The following is a 17,933-nucleotide window of genomic DNA, read 5'->3' as shown; positions in this document are numbered from 1 at the left end:
GTCGAGGTGCGGCTCGGCAGCCGTCAGTACGCGTCCAGCGGCGGGCAGGAGCACACCAGGTTGCGGTCGCCGTAGGCGCCATCGATGCGCCGCACCGCCGGCCACACCTTGCCCCGCGACGGATCCAGACCCTGCGGGTAGACCGCGATCTCGCGGCTGTACGGGTGATCCCACTCCCCGACCAGGCAGGCCGCGGTATGCGGCGCACCGCGCAGCGGGTTGTCCGCCATCGGCCACACACCCGCCCCGACCTGATCGATCTCCTTGCGGATCGCGATCATCGCGAGAATGAATTCGTCGAGCTCGGCGAGATTTTCGCTCTCGGTGGGCTCCACCATCAGCGTGCCTGCGACCGGGAAGCTCATGGTCGGCGCGTGGAATCCGTAGTCCGCCAAGCGTTTCGCCACATCGTCGACGGTGACGCCGGTCTGTTTGGTGATCTCGCGCAGGTCCAGAATGCACTCGTGCGCGACCATCGAGTTCTCGCCGGTGTAGAGCACCGGGAAGTGCTCGTGCAAGCGGCGGGCGATGTAGTTGGCCGAGGCGATCGCCGTCAGCGTGGCCTTGCGCAGGCCGTCCGCACCCATCATCCGGATATAGGCCCAGGTGATCGGCAGGATCGAGGCCGAACCGTAGTTCGCCGCCGAGACCGCGTGCGAGCCCAGCTCGAGCGGGTCGCCGGGCAGATACCGCGCCAGGTGGGAGCGCACGGCCACCGGGCCGACGCCGGGACCACCGCCGCCGTGCGGGATGCAGAAGGTCTTGTGCAGGTTCAGGTGACTGACGTCACCACCGAACCGCCCCGGGCGGGCAAGGCCGACAAGGGCATTGAGGTTCGCGCCGTCGACGTACACCTGACCGCCCGCGTCGTGCACCAGTGCGCACAGCTCGGCAACCTCGTGCTCGTACACGCCGTGCGTGGACGGATAGGTGATCATGATGCAGGCCAGCCGGTCGGCATGATCGGCGATCTTGGCACGCAGGTCGTCGAGGTCGACATCACCGTTCGCACGGCATTTCACGACCTCCACGCGCAGCCCGGCCATGGTGGCCGAGGCGGCATTGGTGCCGTGCGCGCTGGATGGGATGAGACACGTATCCCGGTGCGTATCACCACGATCCAAGTGGTAGCGCCGGATCGCCAGCAGTCCGGCGTACTCACCCTGGCTGCCCGCGTTCGGCTGCAGGCTCACCGAGTCGTACCCGGTGATAGCCGAGAGCCAGTTCTCCAGATCCGAGATCACCCGCAGCAGACCGGGCGCGTCCTCGACGGGCGCGTACGGGTGCATCCGGGCGAAACCAGGCCAGGTGATCGCCTCCATTTCGGCGGTGGCATTGAGCTTCATGGTGCAGGAGCCGAGCGGAATCATGCTGCGGTCCAACGCGATATCTTTATCGGAGAGCCTGCGCAGATAGCGCAGCATCGCGGTTTCGGTGTGATAGTTGGTGAATGCGGGCGCGGTCAGGAATGCGGAGCCGCGGTTCTCGATGTGCGGCCGCGGCTTGCCATGGAAAAGCGCGCCCTCGGATCCGACCGGGATCTCCGCACCGAAGCAATCGAGCACGGCCACCACATGCGCGTCGGTCGTCGCCTCGTCGCAGGCGATGCCGATATGGTCGGCGTCGACCAGCCGCAGGTTGATCCCCCGCCCCTTGGCCTTGGCCACAATGGCTTCCGCGTCGGCCGGCACATGTACGAGCACTGTGTCGAAGAACGCCTGGTGCACCACCGCGTCGCCGAGCCCGGCGGCCAGCCACTGCGCGTGCCCGTGCACCCGTCGCGCGATGGCCTTCAACCCGTCGGCGCCGTGGTAGCTGGCGTACATCGCGGCGACGATCGCCAAGAGCACCTGTGCCGTACAGATATTCGACGTCGCCTTCTCCCGGCGGATGTGCTGCTCGCGGGTCTGGAGTGCGAGCCGGTACGCGCGGTTGCTGTCGGCGTCCACCGACACCCCCACCAACCGGCCCGGCAGCTGGCGCGCATGCTTCGAATGCACCGACAGATATCCGGCGTGCGGACCACCGAAGCCCATCGGCACCCCGAAACGCTGAGTGGTGCCGAAACATACATCCGCACCCTGCTCCCCCGGCGGCGTGATCAGCGTCAGCGCGAGCAGATCCGCGCCGACCGCGACCAGCGCGCCACGCTCGTGCGCCGCCTCGATCACCGGCTGCCAGTCGACCAGGCGACCCGACGCACCCGGAACCTGCATCAGCACACCGAAGAACTCGCCCTCGGGCAGCTCGCCGCCGGACAGATCCGCCGAGACGATCTCGATACCGAGCGGCTCGGCCCGGGTGTACAGCACCGTCTTGGTCTGCGGGAAAAGGTCGTCGTCGATGAGCAGGCGAGCGGACTTGGACTTGCCCGCGCGGCGCAGCAGCGTCATCGCCTCGGCGGCGGCGGTGGCCTCGTCCAGCATGGACGCGTTGGCCACCGCCATCCCGGTCAGATCCGACACCATGGTCTGGAAGTTGAGCAGTGCCTCGAGACGGCCCTGGCTGATCTCGGGCTGATACGGCGTGTAGGCGGTGTACCAGGCCGGATTCTCCAGCAGGCTGCGCACCAGCACGGGCGGGGTCAATGTGTCGTAGTAGCCGAGCCCGATCATCGAGGCGGCGACCGTATTGGCATGCGCGAGTTCGGCCAGCTCGGCGAGCACCTCGTGCTCGGTCGCGGCCGGCGGCAGCACATCGAGGCCGGAGCCGTCCAGAATGCTGGCGGGCAGCGCCGCGGTGGCGAGCTCGTCCAGCGAGCCGACGCCGACAACGTCCAGGATCCGGGCGAGTTCGTCCCGGTCGGGTCCGATGTGGCGGTCGGCGAATGATCGAGTCACGGCAGCTCCAAGGTCGGGCGGGTCGACCAACGGCGGTCGACGGGTACCAGCCCTCCCCCTCTGTCGTGGAGCCTGAGAGATTCAGGACCAACGACCACACCGGCCGGGCCCCTTTCCCCATGGGCGGGTGACCACCGCGCTGCGCGGTTGTCACCACTTTCCAGAGACGTCGAAGCCCGTACGGTCCTTGCTGCCTGAGAGATTGACGGGGAGGTGCTGCTCCTTCGGCGCCCGGACCTCTTGTGAAGGCCGGGACTCTCCCGCACGGCGGCGACGCATGGTCAGTTTATGCCGCGCGCGCAACGAATGACGCCACTGGACCCTGCCCGACCGTGTCGCCCTCGTCACTCCGGGCCGAGCTGTGGGGTAAAAGCGCCGTGCCCGCCGCAGCAGCGACGGGCACTCGACATCCTGATCTCTAGCCGGTCTTCCGATTCATCCGCGCCTTGCGACGGAAGGACAGTTCGTCCTCGGGCCGTTCACTGGCGCTGCCGCTGACGGCCCGCTCGGCCGGGAAGTTGGCGATGGCTCCGGTCAGTTCCCGCATGGCGCCGCTGACCGCGATCCCGAAGACGCCCTGCCCACCCTGCAGTAAATCGACTACCTCCTCGGGCGAGGTGCACTCGTAGACCGAGGTACCGTCGGAGAACAGCGTGATGCCCGCCAGATCCTGTACGCCGCGGCTGCGCAGATGGTCCACGGCTATCCGGATGTTCTGTAGCGAGATCCCGGCGTCCAATAGTCGCTTCACGATCTTCAGGACCAGAATGTCCTTGAACGAATACAGCCGCTGGCTACCCGAGCCCGCGGCGCCCCGGATGGAGGGCACGACCAGTCCGGTCCGCGCCCAGTAGTCGAGCTGCCGGTAGGTGATCCCGGCCACCTGGCATGCGCTGGGCACGCGGTAGCCGACTAGATCATCAGGTACCGAGTCGTCCGGGAACAGGCCTGGCTGTACCACATCCTGCGATTGCTCTGCCACTGACCACTCCCTTGCTTCGCCGACGCCTAGCCTCATCGATGACCCGGCTCCGTAACGACCAACGACCGGCCATAACGGACGTGGCCCAACTATCGAGATTACTCCCCATGATTCTCCCGGGAGCGGCATCGTCGGACCAAACGCGACGCGCGGTAGGAGTCTCGACCTCTACTTGAGGGCCAGCAGAAATATGGGCACACCCGACCGAAAACGGTCGAACAGCCGGTCAAGTCAGCTATCGGTGGCCTTGAAGTCGTCGGGCGAGACGGACTCGAGGAACTCCTTGAACTTCTCCACTTCGTCCTCGCGCTCATCCGGCATGACCAGCCCGGCCTCCTCCAGCACCGGCTCCTCGGCATAGATCGGGCAACCGACCCGCAAGGCGATCGCTACCGAATCCGATGGCCGCGCCGAGATCCGCACATCGTTCTCGAAAACCAGATCCGCGTAGAAGGTGCCCTCCTGCAGATCGACGATCCGCACTTCCTTGAGGGTGTGCCCGAGATCGGTGATCAAGATCTTGATCAGATCGTGGGTCAGCGGACGGATCGGGGTCACCCCCTCCTGTTCGAGCACGATCGCGGTCGCCTCGGCCTGCCCGATCCAGATCGGCAGGTACCTGTCCCCCGAGGCCTCGCGGAGCAGCAGCACGGGTTGGTTCTGTGGCTGCTCGACACGAATGCCGATTACGCGCATCTCACTCATCGCACTGCCTCCCAATGAATCGCCGGCCGCCCGGCATGACCGCTGCAGAGCTCGCCGTACCACGAGTCTAAGCGAACCTCGAGGCGTGCAGCATTCCGTGTGCACAGCCGAAATCCGCGTGTTGTCCGTCTGGAACGCAAAGCGAAACCTCGAAGGAACCCGGCGGAAATCTCAGCCGCCGAGCGAGGACCGGACCGATGCCTTCACCAGACAGGTGTGCAGGGTCAGCGACAACGCCGCGAGTTCGCGCACCGTCTCCTCGGCACGCGCCCTGGCACCGGCGTCGCGACTCTTGGCGATCGGGGCGGCGATCTGCGCGACCAACGCGGCCTCGCGGTCCGCCGCCAGTTTGAAGGCGCGCAAATGCCGTGCCTCCAACCCGAATTCGGCCATCGCCTTGGCGGTCCTGGCCAATGTCACCGCGTCCGCGTCGAAGAAGCCCGCAGCCCCGGGGGTGATCAGATTGGCCCGGACCAGATCGGCGAGAAACCTCTCGTCGATCTCGGCCTGGGCCAGCAGATCCGCCCGGGTGAGCCGGATTTCGTGATCGAATCGCAGCTCGTCGGGCGAGATCTCACCGGGCACGACGCCGAGTTTGCGCGGCAGCACGGCGTGCGCGGTGTTGGACGCCGAAGGTGTTGCGGTGTGCTCGGAGTCGGGCACCGCGTGCCCGGCCTCCGCGCCACCATTGCGGCCGGAGTGCGCCCGGGCGCGGGCTTCCCGCACACCGAGCGTCGCCGCACCGCTGTCGATCGCTTCGAGTTGTTCCTTGATCACCTTCAGCGGCAAGTACTGATCGCGCTGTGCGGTCAGGACGAACCTGAGCCGTTCACAGTCCGCGATCGAGAACCTGCGATAACCCGACGGTGTGCGCTCGGGTCTGATCAGCCCTTCGGCTTCGAGGAACCGGATCTTCGAGATGGTGACATCCGGGAAGTCCGGTCGCAGCAGGTCCAGCACGGAGCCGATCGACATACCTCCACGAGCCCACTGCGCCGCGCCCGTCATAGCATCGAGTCTTTCATGACACAGCAGTCTTTCCTGACAACACGGCCGGCACGGGTACCCGTGCCGGTGATGTCACAGGCTGCCCGCACCCGCCGACGGCTCGTTCACCTGGGCCCGCGGTCCGGTGAGGAACACGAGGCGGAACTTGCCGATCTGTACCTCGTCACCGTTCTGCAGCTCCGAGGAGTCCACCGGCTCCCGGTTGACGTAGGTGCCGTTGAGGCTGCCCACATCGACCACCTGGAAGGAATCGTCGTCCTGCCGGAATTCGGCGTGCCGACGGCTGACGGTGACGTCATCGAGAAAGATGTCACTGTCGGGATGGCGCCCCGCCGACGTGGTCGGCTGATCGAGCAGGAACCGCGAGCCCGCGTTCGGGCCGCGCTTGACGACCAAGAGGGCAGCACCAACAGGCAGACCCTCGACCCCTTGGACCGGCTGTTCGCCGGTCGCCTCAGCGGAGCGCGACGCGTCGACCTCGTTCAGGAAATCCGCGCGGAAGACCGACGTCGTCTCGGCCGCGGTCTCCCCGTAACCCGGGTCTTTGTTCTCGCTCACCGTTTCTCTCCTCCTCGAACCTGATTATCCATGCAAGCAGGTGATGCCTTTACCGCCACGACCTGGGGATCCTGGCGCTAGAACACCGGCTTTCGAGCACCGGCACATCTGTTGGCATTGACCGTACCCTGCCAGGGCGTACCCGTGCAGGTAGAACCGGGAAGGCTTGGTCAGCCCCCGATAACTCCTTGATAACCTGCGGCATCCAGCAGTTCACCGAGTGCCGCATCCGCGCCGGCCTCGTCGCTCAACTCGAGCTCGAAGATCCACCCGGCACCGTAGGGATCGGTATTCAACGTTTCCGGCGTCGACGTCAGATCCTCGTTCACCGCAACGATTTTCGCGGCGAGCGGGGCGTAGATGTCGGAGACGCTCTTGGTCGACTCCACCTCGGCGATGCTGTCCGCGGCGGCCACATCCTTGTCCACATCGGGCAGCTGTACGAACACAACGTCACCGAGTTGAGACTGGGCGTAGTCGGTGATGCCCACCCGAACCCGGGTCGGGCCCATCCGCTGCACCCACTCGTGCTCCTCGGTGTAGCGCAGATCCTCGGGGATCTGGGTCACAGGCCGTCCTTTCCAGTCGCCGCCGATCGTCTTCGAGCGACCTACAAGCAGTCCATGTTGATGATCGTTTCGAGCGACCGGCAAGCAGTCGCTACGGGTGTACGAGCCAACTCTAATCGCTACTCACTGCGGTGTGGCACAGCCGGTATCGCTCGCGCGACGGCGAAAGCTTTCCATATGTAGAGCACGCCGGTCCACACATACACCGCCGTGCCCCAGACCAGGAATGCCCCGCCGAAGGCACGGCCGAAACCTGCCAGCGCCCAATCCATCTGACCGGCGAGCAGCCACGGTAGCGCGGACATGAGTGCGAAGGTGGCCGCTTTGCCGAGGTAGATCACCTCCGGCGGGTCCAGTTCGCGACGTTTGTACACCGAAAGAGTCACGGTCAGGATCGCGTCGCGGCCGATCAGGATCACCGCGACCCACCACGGGATCAGCCCGCGGATCACGAAGGTCACCAGCGTGGTCACCAGGTAGAGCCGATCCACGAACGGGTCGAGCAGCGCGCCGAGCCGCGAGGACTGGTCGAGCAACCGGGCCAGCTTGCCGTCCAGGAAGTCGGTGACGCCGCTGGCCACCAGCAGCGCGAATGCCCAGCCGTCGGCCCGCACCACCAGCAGCAACCATACGAACAGCGGAACGCCCGCTAGTCGCAGCACGCTCAAGACATTCGGCACGGTGAGGATGCGGTCGGCGAAGATGCCGCCCCCGGCCGGGTCGCCCGCGGTGCCCTGCGCGCCCGTGCCGGAGTCGGCGCGTTCGCCTGGTTCCGTCTTCCCCGATTCGGTTGTCACAGCCCGTGCATACCCCACCGACCCCGGTTCACGCCATCCGGGCACGCCAGTTACGGATACTTTCGCGTGCCCGCAACCCCGCGGTGACAGAATGAGTGTGAAACCATCTCACATGGTTGGCGAACAGACTGCCGCACGGTTCAGAGAGGGAAGCCATGCCCGCATTCGACTACGACGTGGTAGTGATCGGTTCCGGATTCGGCGGCAGCGTCAGCGCGCTGCGCCTCACCGAGAAGGGCTATCGGGTCGGCGTGCTGGAGGCGGGCCGTCGCTGGGACGCCGAGGACATTCCGAAGACGAATTGGAATGTGCGTAAGTCGATCTGGGCGCCGCGGCTGGGTCTGACCGGACCGCAGCGGATCAGCGTGCTCGGCAAGTGCGCGGTCTTCTCCGGCGCCGGCGTCGGCGGTGGCTCGCTCATCTACGGCAACACCCTCTACGAGCCGTTGCCGAACTTCTACACCGACAGGCAGTGGGCCCACATCACCGATTGGAAGGCCGAACTCGCGCCCTACTACGACCAGGCCCAGCGCATGCTCGGGGTGGCGCCCAATCCGCGGATGACACCGGCCGACGCGGTGATCAAGGAGATCGCCGACGATCTGGGCGTCGGCAGCACCTTCCACCCGACCAACGTCGGTGTGTTCTTCAACGAGGATGATCCGGGCGCCGAGGTCGACGACCCGTATTTCGGCGGCGCAGGCCCGCGCCGGCGCGGCTGTGTGCATTGCGCGCAATGTTTCACCGGCTGCCCGAACAACGCGAAGAACACCACCACCACGAACTACCTGTACCTGGCCGAGCGGGCCGGGGCCGAGGTGCATCCACTGACCACCGCAACCGAAGTGCGGCCCCTGTCCAGCGGCGGCTACGCGGTCGAGACCGAGCGCTCGGATCGCTGGATTCGCAAGCAGCGCAAGACCTTTACCGCCGAGCAGGTGGTGTTCGCCGGCGCCGCGCTCGGCACCCAGAAGTTGCTGCACAAGATGCGCGATGAGGCCGTGCTGCCGAATCTTTCACCGCGCCTGGGTGAACTGACTCGCAGCAATTCCGAGGCGATCCTCAATGTGGTGAGCCGCTCGCGCCGCGATTTCGCCGAAGGCATCGCGATCACCTCATCGATCCATCCGGAGGCCGATACCCACATCGAGGTATGCCATTACGGCAAGGGCCAGAACGCGCTGTTCCCGATGTCGGTGCCGATCGTGGACGGCGGCGCGTTCCGGTTCCTGCGCTTCCTGCTGGCAATCGTGGTGCACCCGTTGGTATTCCTGCGCAGCCTCAACGCGCACCACGCCTCGGAGAAGTCGGTGATCCTGCTGGTGATGCAGTCGCTGGACAATTCGCTGACCTCCTACCGCAAGCGTGGGCAGCTGAAGACAAAACAGGGCACCGGCGAACCGAATCCGACCTGGATTCCGCTGGCGCACGATATCGGCCGCCGGTTCGGCGCCAAGGTGCGCGGCGACACCCATGGCCTGATCATGGATGTGCTGAACATCCCGGCCACCGCGCACTACATCGGCGGCTGTGTGATCGGCGAGGGGCCGGAATCCGGTGTGGTCGACCCGTATCAGCGGGTGTTCGGATATCCCGGGCTGCATGTCGCGGACGGTTCGGCGGTCACGGCGAACCTCGGGGTGAATCCGTCGCTGACCATCACCGCGCAGGCCGAGCGCGCGATGGCGTTCTGGCCCAACAAGAACGAGGCCGATCCGCGGCCGGAGCTGGGCTCGGCGTACCGCCGGATCTCCCCCGTCGCGCCGAAGCATCCGACCGTGCCCGCAGCCGCCTCCGGCGCGTTGCGGCTGCCGATCGCGCCGGTCGATCCGGCCATCCCGGCAACCTGACGGCGAACGGGTAGTCGGCACCGGTCTGCGCGGCACACTAATCTGGACCGTTGTGTCAACGAGTGGTGTCGATCTTCGTAGTTATGTGCCGGCCGAGGAGGTCCGTGCCCGTGGTCGCGCGTTGCGGCAGCGGGTGCCGGTAACCGCGCGGGACCGGGCGGCCACCTGGTCGAAGCGGCCGGGTGTGCTCGAGTTCGTGGACGCGAGCAATATGGGCCGGTTGCCGCATCTGGTGCCGCTGCGGGTGGGCCGGATGGTCGCCTCGCCGTTCACCTTCTATCGGGGCGCAGCCGGGCTGATGGCCGCCGATCTCGCGGGCAGCCCGGACAGCGGTCTGCCCGCGCAGATCTGCGGTGACGCACACGCCGCGAATTTCGGCCTGTACGGCACGCCACGCGGCGAAATCATCATGGACATCAATGATTTCGACGAAACCATCGTCGGCCCGTGGGAGTGGGATCTGGAGCGGCTCGCGGCCAGTCTGGTGCTGGCGGGCCGCGAAGGCGGTGCGGCCGAAGACGATTGCGCGACCGCGGCCCGGGACGCGGCGCGCTTCTACCGCCTCGCCATCGACCACCTCGCCGAGCAACCGTTCATGGAATCGTGGAGCGCGCTGCCGGACGAGTCGATCCTCAGCCGGGCGCGAGCCGACGATCTGCTCGACGACTTCAAGAAGGCCGCGAAGAAGGCGCGTAAGAACACCAGCGCGAAGGTGGTCGAGAAGTGGACCGAACATCTCGAGGATCACGAAACCGGCATCAGCAAGCACCGATTCGTCAGTGACCCACCGATTCTCACGCCGGTCGACACCGTGGTGGCCGAGCAGGTCATCGATGGGCTCGAGCGCTACGGCGACACCCTGCGTGCGTCCCGGCGCAACCTGCTCACCCGATTCGCGGTGTCCGACATCGCCTTTCGTATCGTCGGCACCGGCAGCGTCGGACTGCACAGTTATGTGGCGCTGCTGCACGGCAATGCGGGCGAGGCGCTGGTGCTGCAGTTGAAGCAGGCCAACCCGTCGGCCCTGTCACCGTTTCTGGACGCACCGTCGCCGCGACACGAGGGCGAACGAATCGTGCAAGGCGCCAGGCTGGTTCAGTCCGAAACCGATATCCTGCTCGGGTGGACCACACTGCGTTTCGACAATGGCGAGCTGCCGTTCACGGTGCGCCAATTCCGCAATATGAAAGGCAGTATCGACCCCGCGGAGCTGTCTTCGAATGACCTCGACGATTACGGGCGACTCGCCGGTGCGCTGCTGGCCCGCGCGCATTCGCGGTCACTGGATCCCCGCCTGATCGCCGGGTATCTCGACGGTGACGAGGCTTTCGAAGCTGCCGTCGCACGCTTCGCGGTCCGCTACGCCGATCAGACCGAGGCCGACCACGCCGAATTGGTCGACGCGGTACGCACCGGGAAGATCGCCGTCGAACATCCACAGTGACACGCCGGATCTGGTCGCAGGCGCGGCCAACCGGGCGGTGTTGTCCGTATCCTTGCCACCATCGAGTGACGACGTGAAGGGCGGTCGCGAATGCTCGTGCGAGTGCAGAACCCGGCAGGCACCAATGCCGAGCGGGCGCTGATCGACTGGCTGCGCACCTGGAAGGATCCGGCCAGCCCGCACGGTGTCGCCACGGTGAATTGCAGTCTGTTCCACAACGATCGGCTGCACCAGTTCGACGCCGTGGTCTGGACCCCGACCAGCTGTGTGGTGATCGAGGCCGAGGCGCTGGTCACGCGCCAGGACGGTGTGCTGGAGGTGCCGCTCAGCGGACCATGGGCGATCTCCGGTGCGCCCATGGCCACGGAGGGCCGTGACCGCCGCACCCCGCTGGACAAATCCCGCGAACACACCCTGGCGCTGCAGAACTGGCTGGCCGCGCGCGGTCTCGGCCAGCGCGCGGTGCACGGTGTCGCGCTGATCGTCCCGCTGCGCGGCGCCGAGCTGTCGGTCAAGCAGGAGTGGAGCGATCCGAGTTTCGATGTGATCCTCGGCAACGACCCCGACCGGCTGCGGCACTACTTCGAGACGCTGGCCGACTCCGAGCAGAACATCCACCTCTGGACGGCCAATGATGTGGCGGTGGCGTTCCGCAGCCTGGGCATTCTGCCCGCTCTGCCCGCACCGCAGGATCTGATCAACGAGGGCTTTCTCGGCCCCATCGACATCACGCTGTGGCACGGCGGCCCGCAACAAGCACAGGCGGAGGCCTACGCCGAGGAGTTGGCGGCGGCCGAAAAGGAAGCGCACGCACCGGCCCTGGTCATCGAGGCGCCCTGGTACAGCCCGTGGAAGCTCTATCCGCGGGTGCCGGGTGATATGGATCTCGGTCGCGCGTTCATGCGCATCGCACTGGCGACCGGCATGCTCATCGCCTTCGCCTGGGCAATCTGGTTCGTCATCACCGCGGTGCTGACCTACGGGCCCCTGTGATATCAATCCGTGATCGCACTACGGGAGCTGCTCGGCCGGTACCGGGCCGACGTCATCGCGCTGTGCGTGGTCATCTCCGGCGCGCTCATTGCCGTCCTGCTACCGCTGACTTTTCCGCATAGCGGCGGTCCGACCGGTGTGGATGGTGCGCTGGCGGACCCGATCCACTCGGCCGCTGACGGCCATCCCGGGGTATATCGGGCCCTGGTGATTCCTAGCAACGGCTACATCCTGATCCCGCTATTGTTCGCGGCCGCAGCCTGGTTCGGCTATCGGGGGTGGTGGCGGCGCGCCGTGGCCATGGTGGTGACTCCGGAGGTCGCGGTCGGGATCAACAGCTGGGTGCTGAAACCGCTCTGGGACCGGCCGCTGCACGACTATCTCGCGTATCCGAGCGGGCATACCGTGCACCTGGTCGCGATCGCCACCGCGTTCGTACTGCTGACCGACTCGCCCCGGGCGCGGGTGCGCACGGCCGCGCTCGCTATCGCCGCCCTGCTCTGCGCCGCGATCGGCATGATCGGACTCGGCTATCATCTGCCCACCGACATTCTCGGCGGCGCGGCCGCGGCGATCGCGATGGTCACCGCGCTCTGCCGACTCACCGGACACTTACTCGAGCCGACGCAGCGCACCGCCCGAGTCCACTCGGGTTGATCGGCAAACGCGGTGCGCCACAGTACTACACGGTCGTCGGGCTGCTCGTCCGATCGAAAACGCTGGCATCCTCCAATAGCGCCGCGCGCAACATGCTCTCGGGCACACCCATGCCCTCGACCAATGTCAGGGCGTCCGGGCGCAGCCGGTCGACGAGTTCATTGACGCCACGGCGCACGGCCTTCGCACGGTCGACCGACATGAACCGGTGCATGATGAACCAGGCCTGGTTCTCCTCGAGCATCGAGTAGACATACAGGTCGCAGAGTGTCTCGGCGAGTTCGCGCGCGGCCGGGTCGGCGATGCCCGCGATGCCCTCGATGAATTCCTCGAGGATCAGCCGGTCGATATGCGCGGTGCCCGCGGCCAGGATGTGGTCCTGCGCATTGTTGAACGCCTCGAACGGCGTGGTGTCCTCGGCGCGAGCGCGCAGCCGGTGTCCCGCGGTGCGGACCAGGTAGTCCTCGCGGTCGGCGAACAGCTGCAGCTGTACCGAGCGGCGGGACAGATCACCCTCGTCGACGGTGTCGTCGCCGCGGTCGCGCAGCGTCTGGATCAGCTGGCGCACACCGGAACGCTTGCGCACCACGTCACCGGCCATGGTGGCGGCGAAGCGCACCCAGCCGAGCGCGTCCAGATCGCGGATCTCGTCGGAGTAGGCGGTGAGCACTTCCTTGGCCACCAGTTGAGTGAGCACGACGTTGTCACCCTCGAAGGTGGTGAACACATCGGTATCGGCCTTCAGCGTGACCAGTCGGTTCTCGGTGAGATAACCTGCGCCGCCGCAGGCTTCGCGACATTCCTGGATGGCGCGGGTGGCGTACCTGGTCTGCGCGACCTTCAGACCCGCGGCCCGTGTCTCCAGTGCCCGCTGTGCACCCGGATCCAGATCCTGACCCGTCTGCACCAGATGCATGCGCCGCACCAGATCGTTCTGCGCGAAGGCCAGCGCATAGGACCGGGCGATCAGCGGCAGCAGCCGACGCTGGTGGCTGCGGTAGTCCAGCAGCAGTGTCTCCTGGCCGTTGTCCGGATCGGAGAACTGCCGCCGCCGCAGCGCGTATCGGGTGGCGATGCTCAGCGCGACCCGCGCACCGGCGGCCGCCGCGCCGCCGACGCTGACCCGGCCGCGCACCAGCGTGCCGAGCGTGGTGAAGAAGCGGCGGCTCGGGTTCTCGATCTCGGAGCTGTAGCTGCCGTCGGGGGCGACATCGGCGTACCGGTTGAGCAGGTTCTCCCGTGGTACTCGCATGTGGTCGAAGACGATGCGCCCGTTATCGACACCCGGCAGACCGCCCTTGAGACCGTCGTCGAAGGTGGTGACCCCGGGCAGATCATTGCCCTGCTCATCGCGGATCGGCACCAGCAGACAGTGCACCCCCTTACTCTCCCCCTCGGTGATCAGCTGCGCGAAAACCGCTGCCATCCTGGCATGTTCGGCCGCGCCGCCGATGTAATCCTTGCGCGCCGACGGCGTCGGCGAATGCACCACGAACTCCTGGGTGTCCGGATCGTAGGTGGCGGTGGTCTCGAGGTTGGCGACATCGCTGCCGTGCCCGGATTCGGTCATCGCGAAACATCCGAGCAGATCCAGCGATATCAGCCGCCGCACCACCTCCCGGTGCCGCTCGGTCCCGAGGTTCTCCACCGCCCCGCCGAACAGTCCCCACTGCACACCGGACTTCACCCAGAGCGACAGGTCCGCGTAGGCCAGCATCTCCAGCCCGACCACGGCCGCGCCCGGCTCCCCGGTGCCGCCGTTCTCCAGCCGGAATCCGCGCTCGGCATACCCCATCGTCGCGATGACCCGCATCTGCTCGAGCACCCGCGCCCGCGCCGCGTGATAGTCGAGATAGGGATCTCCGGCGAGCTCGTCACCGGCCAGCTGTACCCGGGCCTCGGCGCGAACCGCGCGCCACGAGCCATCGAGTGCGTCGCGAAGGTGGTCCGATGTCGAGGCGTTCTCGGTGTCAGCCATACCCCGACCCTAGCGTTCTCGCTCCGGCTCGCGATCGGTCCGCGCCAACAGCAACACCGGCGCATCCGGCCGCGGAAACACCGTGACACGACATCCTCGCGAAACCCTTGCCTTGCGATTGAACACGTGTTTAATATACTAAACATGCGTTCAACCAGAGAGCCATACCGCAAAGATCCGCCGAGCTAGGAGTGCAGCGTGACACCGACCCCGAAGTCGGATCTCACCACCGCCGCCCGCATTCGCGATATCGCCATCGAGGTGTTCGGTGACAATGGATTTCAGGTCGGAGTGCGCGCGATCGCCGCAGCGGCCGGGGTCTCCCCCGGATTGGTCAACCATCACTTCGGCTCCAAGGACGGCCTGCGGGCCGCCTGCGACGAGCAGGTGCTGCGGTTGATCCGGGAACAGAAATGGAAGACCGCCACCGATACGAACGTCGCCAAAGGCATGCTCGCGTCCATGGTCGAGATCGAGGCCTACGGCCCACTGGTCGCCTACATGGTGCGTAGCCTGCAGGCGGGCGGCCCGTTGGCCGAATCCCTGCTCGAGCACATGATCTCGGACGCCGAAGAGTACATCCAGGCGGGCGTCGAGGCGGGCACCATCAAACCGAGCCGCGATCCGGCCGCGCGGGCCAAATATCTGACGACGGTCAATGTCGGCGCGACTGTCATGTACTTCACCCTGCTGCAACAACGCGGCGAAAAGCTCGACTATCGCAAACTCGTTCGCGAGATGACCGAGGAGTTCGCGCTGCCCGCCGTAGAGCTGTACACACAGGGATTCCTTACAGACCCAACGATTTTGGACACACTCAGCAAGGAGATCTGATGTCCGACATCATCGAAGTTCACGATCTGCACAAGAACTTCGGCCACTTCGCCGCCCTCGATGGGCTCGATCTCGCGGTTAGCGAGGGCGAAATCCATGGCTTCCTCGGCCCCAACGGCGCGGGTAAGTCGACCACCATCCGTACCCTGCTGGGGATCCTGCGCGCCAGCTCCGGCGAGGCCCGGCTGCTCGGCCGCGACCCGTGGACCGACGCGGTCGAACTGCATCGCGAACTCGCGTACGTACCAGGCGATGTCACGCTGTGGCCGTCGCTGTCCGGCGGTGAGACCATCGACCTACTCGCCAGGATGCGCGGCGAAATCAACCCGCAGCGTCGCGCCGAACTGATCGAGCGGTTCGACCTGGATCCGCGCAAGAAGGCCCGCACCTACTCCAAGGGCAACCGGCAGAAGGTCGCATTGATCTCCGCGCTCGCTTCCGATGTCCGTCTGCTGCTGCTCGACGAACCGACCTCGGGCTTGGATCCATTGATGGAGCAGGTCTTTCGCGAATGCGTCGAAGAGGCCAAACAGCGCGGCACCACCGTCCTGCTCTCCAGCCATATTCTCTCCGAGGTGGAGGTGCTGTGCGACCGGGTGACCATCATCCGGGCCGGGCGCACCGTGGAAAGCGGATCGCTCGCGGATATGCGGCATCTGTCGCGCACCTCCATTACGGCCGAATTACTCGGTGACCCAGGGGATCTCAGCCGGGTACCGGGGGTCGAGGATATCGAACGCGACGGTGCGACGCTGCGCTGCCAGGTGGACAGCGAGCATCTCGGCGAGCTGATCCGGATCCTCGGCGATACGGGGGTGCGCAGCCTCACCAGTGCGCCGCCGACGCTGGAGGAGCTGTTCATGCGGCATTACCACGTCGACGGCGCGACACCCGAGCAGGCGACCGCAGCCATGCAGAAGGTGGGATCATGACAACCGCAACCGTGGGCGGTAGGCATTACGCCCCACCCGCCGTGCGCGGGTGGGCCGACTTCGCCGGTACCGCCCAATTGCTGCGACTGTTCCTGCGTCGCGACCGAATCGTATTGCCGCTGTGGGTACTTACCTTCGGACTGCTGCCCGCAGCCTATGTCAGTAGCGCCAAGGCCGTCTACGCTACGCAGGCCGACCTCGATCATGCGGCGAAGTCGGTCATGGAAAGCCCGGCGCTGGTGGCCATGTACGGGCCGGTCTTCAGCACCGACCTCGGCTCTGTCGGACTGTGGAAGGCCGGGCCGTTCTACGCGATGATCGCGGTCGCAGTGATCCTCACCATCATCCGGCACACTCGGGTCGAGGAGGAGACCGGTCGCGCGGAGTTGGTCGGCGCCACCAGCATCGGCCGCTACGCAGGGCTGACCGCCGCCATGATATTGACTGCGACCGGCTGTCTGATTGTCGGCATCCTGAGTGCGTTCGCACTGTACAGCAGTGACCTGCCCGCCGCCGGTTCGCTGGCCTACGGCGCGACGCTCGGCTGCTCCGGTCTGGTCTGGGCCGGGGTCGCCGCCGTCGCGGCACAGGTGAGCGTGGGTGCGCGGGTCGCGCGCGGGGTGGCGTTCGGCGCACTCGGCACGGCCTTCGCGCTGCGCGCGGTCGGCGACGCGGGAAACGGTGTGCTGTCATGGTTTTCGCCGCTGGGATGGTGTATCAATATGCGACCGTATGCGGATGAGCGCTGGTGGGTGCTGATCCCGCTGCTCACCGTCGCCGTTGTGACCAAGGTCGCCGCGTATATGCTACTGCGGCAACGTGATACCGGATCGGGCCTGCTCGCCGAGCGGCCCGGTGCACCGGTCGCGGCTCCCGCGCTTTCCGGTCCATCGGGACTGGCGTGGCGGCTGCAGCGCGGCTCGCTACTGGTCTGGTCCATCGGCTTCCTGCTCTACGGATCGCTGATGGGCGGCGCCATCAATAGCGTCGGCGACATGCTCGACAACAGCAAGCAGGTCCGCGATGTGATCACCCGGATGGGCGGCACGAATGTGCTGCAGAATTCCTTCATCACCTTCGCCCTCAGCATGCTGGCCGTCGCGGCGTCGGCCTTCTCCATCTCGGCCGTGCTCCGGCTACACGAGGAGGAGTCGAGCCAGCGCGCCGAGGCCACCCTGGCCGGATCGGTGAGCCGAGAACGCTACGCGCTCAGCCACATCGGCATCGCCCTGCTCGGCCCCGCGGTGCTGCTGGGCGTCGCGGGGGCCGCGGTCGGGGTCATCTACGGCCTGTCGGATGGCGAGCTGGCGGGCAAGGTCGGTGATTGCCTCGGCGCCGCGGCGGTCCAGCTGCCCGCGGTGTGGGTGCTCACCGCGATTACCGTGGCGATCTACGGTCTGGCGCCCCGCTACACGCCGGTCGCGTGGGGCGTACTCAGCGCGATGATCATCATCTTCGTCATGGGCGCGCTGGACGGGTTGCCACAATGGGTCAGCGATCTGGTCCCGTTCGTGCATCCGCCGAAGCTGCCGGGCTCGGCCTTCGAGGCAACCCCGATCGTGTGGCTGCTCGGCATCGCAGTCGTGCTGCTCGGCGTGGGTATCGGCGCCTTCCGCCGCCGCGATCTGCGCTGATCGACAACAACCCCAGTGCCCCGCCACAAGTTGCGACTCGTGGCGGGGCACTTCCCGTTGGGAACAGATGATGGTCATACGGGATCGCGACAGGTAGCGGATCACGCGACGAACTCAACACTGCCGTTCCCAAGCTAGCCGGAGTGCCTACT

The 17,933-nt window shown here is 66.4% G+C and carries 15 protein-coding genes and 1 riboswitch; of the genes, 7 read left to right on the top strand and 8 right to left on the bottom strand.

Translation table 11 applies throughout. The features are described 5' to 3' along the window. Positions 1-23: 23 nt before the first annotated feature. From gcvP to OG874_RS08995, 7 genes are all read right to left on the bottom strand, one after another. Complete coding sequence (gene gcvP, locus OG874_RS09025) at positions 24-2,840, bottom strand: aminomethyl-transferring glycine dehydrogenase (RefSeq protein WP_330254662.1); 2,817 nt, start codon at positions 2,838-2,840, stop codon at positions 24-26. Positions 2,841-3,011: 171 nt separating this feature from the next. Then, positions 3,012-3,113: riboswitch (glycine riboswitch) on the bottom strand. A gap of 145 nt (positions 3,114-3,258) precedes the next feature. Beyond that, a complete protein-coding gene (locus OG874_RS09020) occupies positions 3,259-3,858 on the bottom strand; it encodes a MerR family transcriptional regulator (RefSeq protein ID WP_330254661.1) in 600 nt (199 codons plus the stop codon). A 195-nt stretch (positions 3,859-4,053) separates the two neighbouring features. Then, positions 4,054-4,527 (bottom strand): bifunctional nuclease family protein, encoded by a 474-nt coding sequence (locus OG874_RS09015; protein ID WP_330254660.1) that lies wholly within the window; start codon positions 4,525-4,527, stop codon positions 4,054-4,056. 171 nt (positions 4,528-4,698) lie between these two features. Continuing rightward, positions 4,699-5,535 (bottom strand): transcriptional regulator FtsR, encoded by an 837-nt coding sequence (gene ftsR, locus OG874_RS09010; RefSeq protein ID WP_330254659.1) that lies wholly within the window; start codon positions 5,533-5,535, stop codon positions 4,699-4,701. A 72-nt stretch (positions 5,536-5,607) separates the two neighbouring features. Continuing rightward, on the bottom strand, positions 5,608-6,093 hold the full coding sequence (odhI, locus tag OG874_RS09005) for an oxoglutarate dehydrogenase inhibitor Odhl (RefSeq protein ID WP_330254658.1): 486 nt from the start codon (positions 6,091-6,093) through the stop codon (positions 5,608-5,610). A 170-nt stretch (positions 6,094-6,263) separates the two neighbouring features. After that, positions 6,264-6,662: a glycine cleavage system protein GcvH gene (gcvH, locus tag OG874_RS09000; protein ID WP_330254657.1), complete on the bottom strand. Its 399-nt coding sequence runs from the start codon at positions 6,660-6,662 to the stop codon at positions 6,264-6,266. Between the two features lie 119 nt (positions 6,663-6,781). Continuing rightward, a complete protein-coding gene (locus OG874_RS08995; RefSeq protein ID WP_330257229.1) occupies positions 6,782-7,366 on the bottom strand; it encodes a CDP-alcohol phosphatidyltransferase family protein in 585 nt (194 codons plus the stop codon). A gap of 248 nt (positions 7,367-7,614) precedes the next feature. Here OG874_RS08995 and OG874_RS08990 point away from each other — a divergent pair, with 248 nt between their 5' ends. From OG874_RS08990 to OG874_RS08975, 4 genes are all read left to right on the top strand, one after another. Continuing rightward, the gene (locus OG874_RS08990) at positions 7,615-9,309 is read left to right on the top strand and encodes a GMC family oxidoreductase (RefSeq protein ID WP_330254656.1); all 1,695 of its coding nucleotides are present in this window, start codon (positions 7,615-7,617) and stop codon (positions 9,307-9,309) included. A 52-nt stretch (positions 9,310-9,361) separates the two neighbouring features. After that, the gene (locus OG874_RS08985) at positions 9,362-10,753 is read left to right on the top strand and encodes a DUF2252 domain-containing protein (protein ID WP_330254655.1); all 1,392 of its coding nucleotides are present in this window, start codon (positions 9,362-9,364) and stop codon (positions 10,751-10,753) included. A 90-nt stretch (positions 10,754-10,843) separates the two neighbouring features. Beyond that, entirely contained in the window at positions 10,844-11,746 is a 903-nt protein-coding gene (locus tag OG874_RS08980; protein ID WP_330254654.1) for a nuclease-related domain-containing protein, read from the top strand. Positions 11,747-11,755: 9 nt separating this feature from the next. Next, positions 11,756-12,403 (top strand): phosphatase PAP2 family protein, encoded by a 648-nt coding sequence (locus OG874_RS08975; RefSeq protein ID WP_330254653.1) that lies wholly within the window; start codon positions 11,756-11,758, stop codon positions 12,401-12,403. A 25-nt stretch (positions 12,404-12,428) separates the two neighbouring features. On the opposite strand, the gene OG874_RS08970 is transcribed toward OG874_RS08975, so the two are convergent. Continuing rightward, a complete protein-coding gene (locus OG874_RS08970; RefSeq protein ID WP_330254652.1) occupies positions 12,429-14,381 on the bottom strand; it encodes an acyl-CoA dehydrogenase family protein in 1,953 nt (650 codons plus the stop codon). A 198-nt stretch (positions 14,382-14,579) separates the two neighbouring features. Between OG874_RS08970 and OG874_RS08965 the strand changes: the two genes are divergently transcribed. Genes OG874_RS08965 through OG874_RS08955 form a run of 3 tightly spaced genes read left to right on the top strand, consistent with a single transcriptional unit; the run spans position 14,580 to position 17,781 of the window. Further along, on the top strand, positions 14,580-15,215 hold the full coding sequence (locus OG874_RS08965) for a TetR/AcrR family transcriptional regulator (RefSeq protein ID WP_330254651.1): 636 nt from the start codon (positions 14,580-14,582) through the stop codon (positions 15,213-15,215). Continuing rightward, positions 15,215-16,147, top strand: coding sequence for an ABC transporter ATP-binding protein (locus OG874_RS08960; RefSeq protein WP_330254650.1), 933 nt, complete (start codon positions 15,215-15,217; stop codon positions 16,145-16,147). The genes OG874_RS08965 and OG874_RS08960 overlap by 1 nt, the downstream gene beginning before the upstream one ends. Continuing rightward, entirely contained in the window at positions 16,144-17,781 is a 1,638-nt protein-coding gene (locus OG874_RS08955) for an ABC transporter permease (RefSeq protein ID WP_330254649.1), read from the top strand. Before OG874_RS08960 ends, OG874_RS08955 begins: the two co-directional genes overlap by 4 nt. The last annotated feature ends 152 nt before the right edge of the window (positions 17,782-17,933 follow it).

Source organism: Nocardia sp. NBC_00565, assembly GCF_036345915.1.
Lineage (GTDB): Bacteria > Actinomycetota > Actinomycetes > Mycobacteriales > Mycobacteriaceae > Nocardia.
Note: the sequence above shows the minus strand (reverse complement) of the source record. Positions and strands in the feature narration are given on the sequence as shown.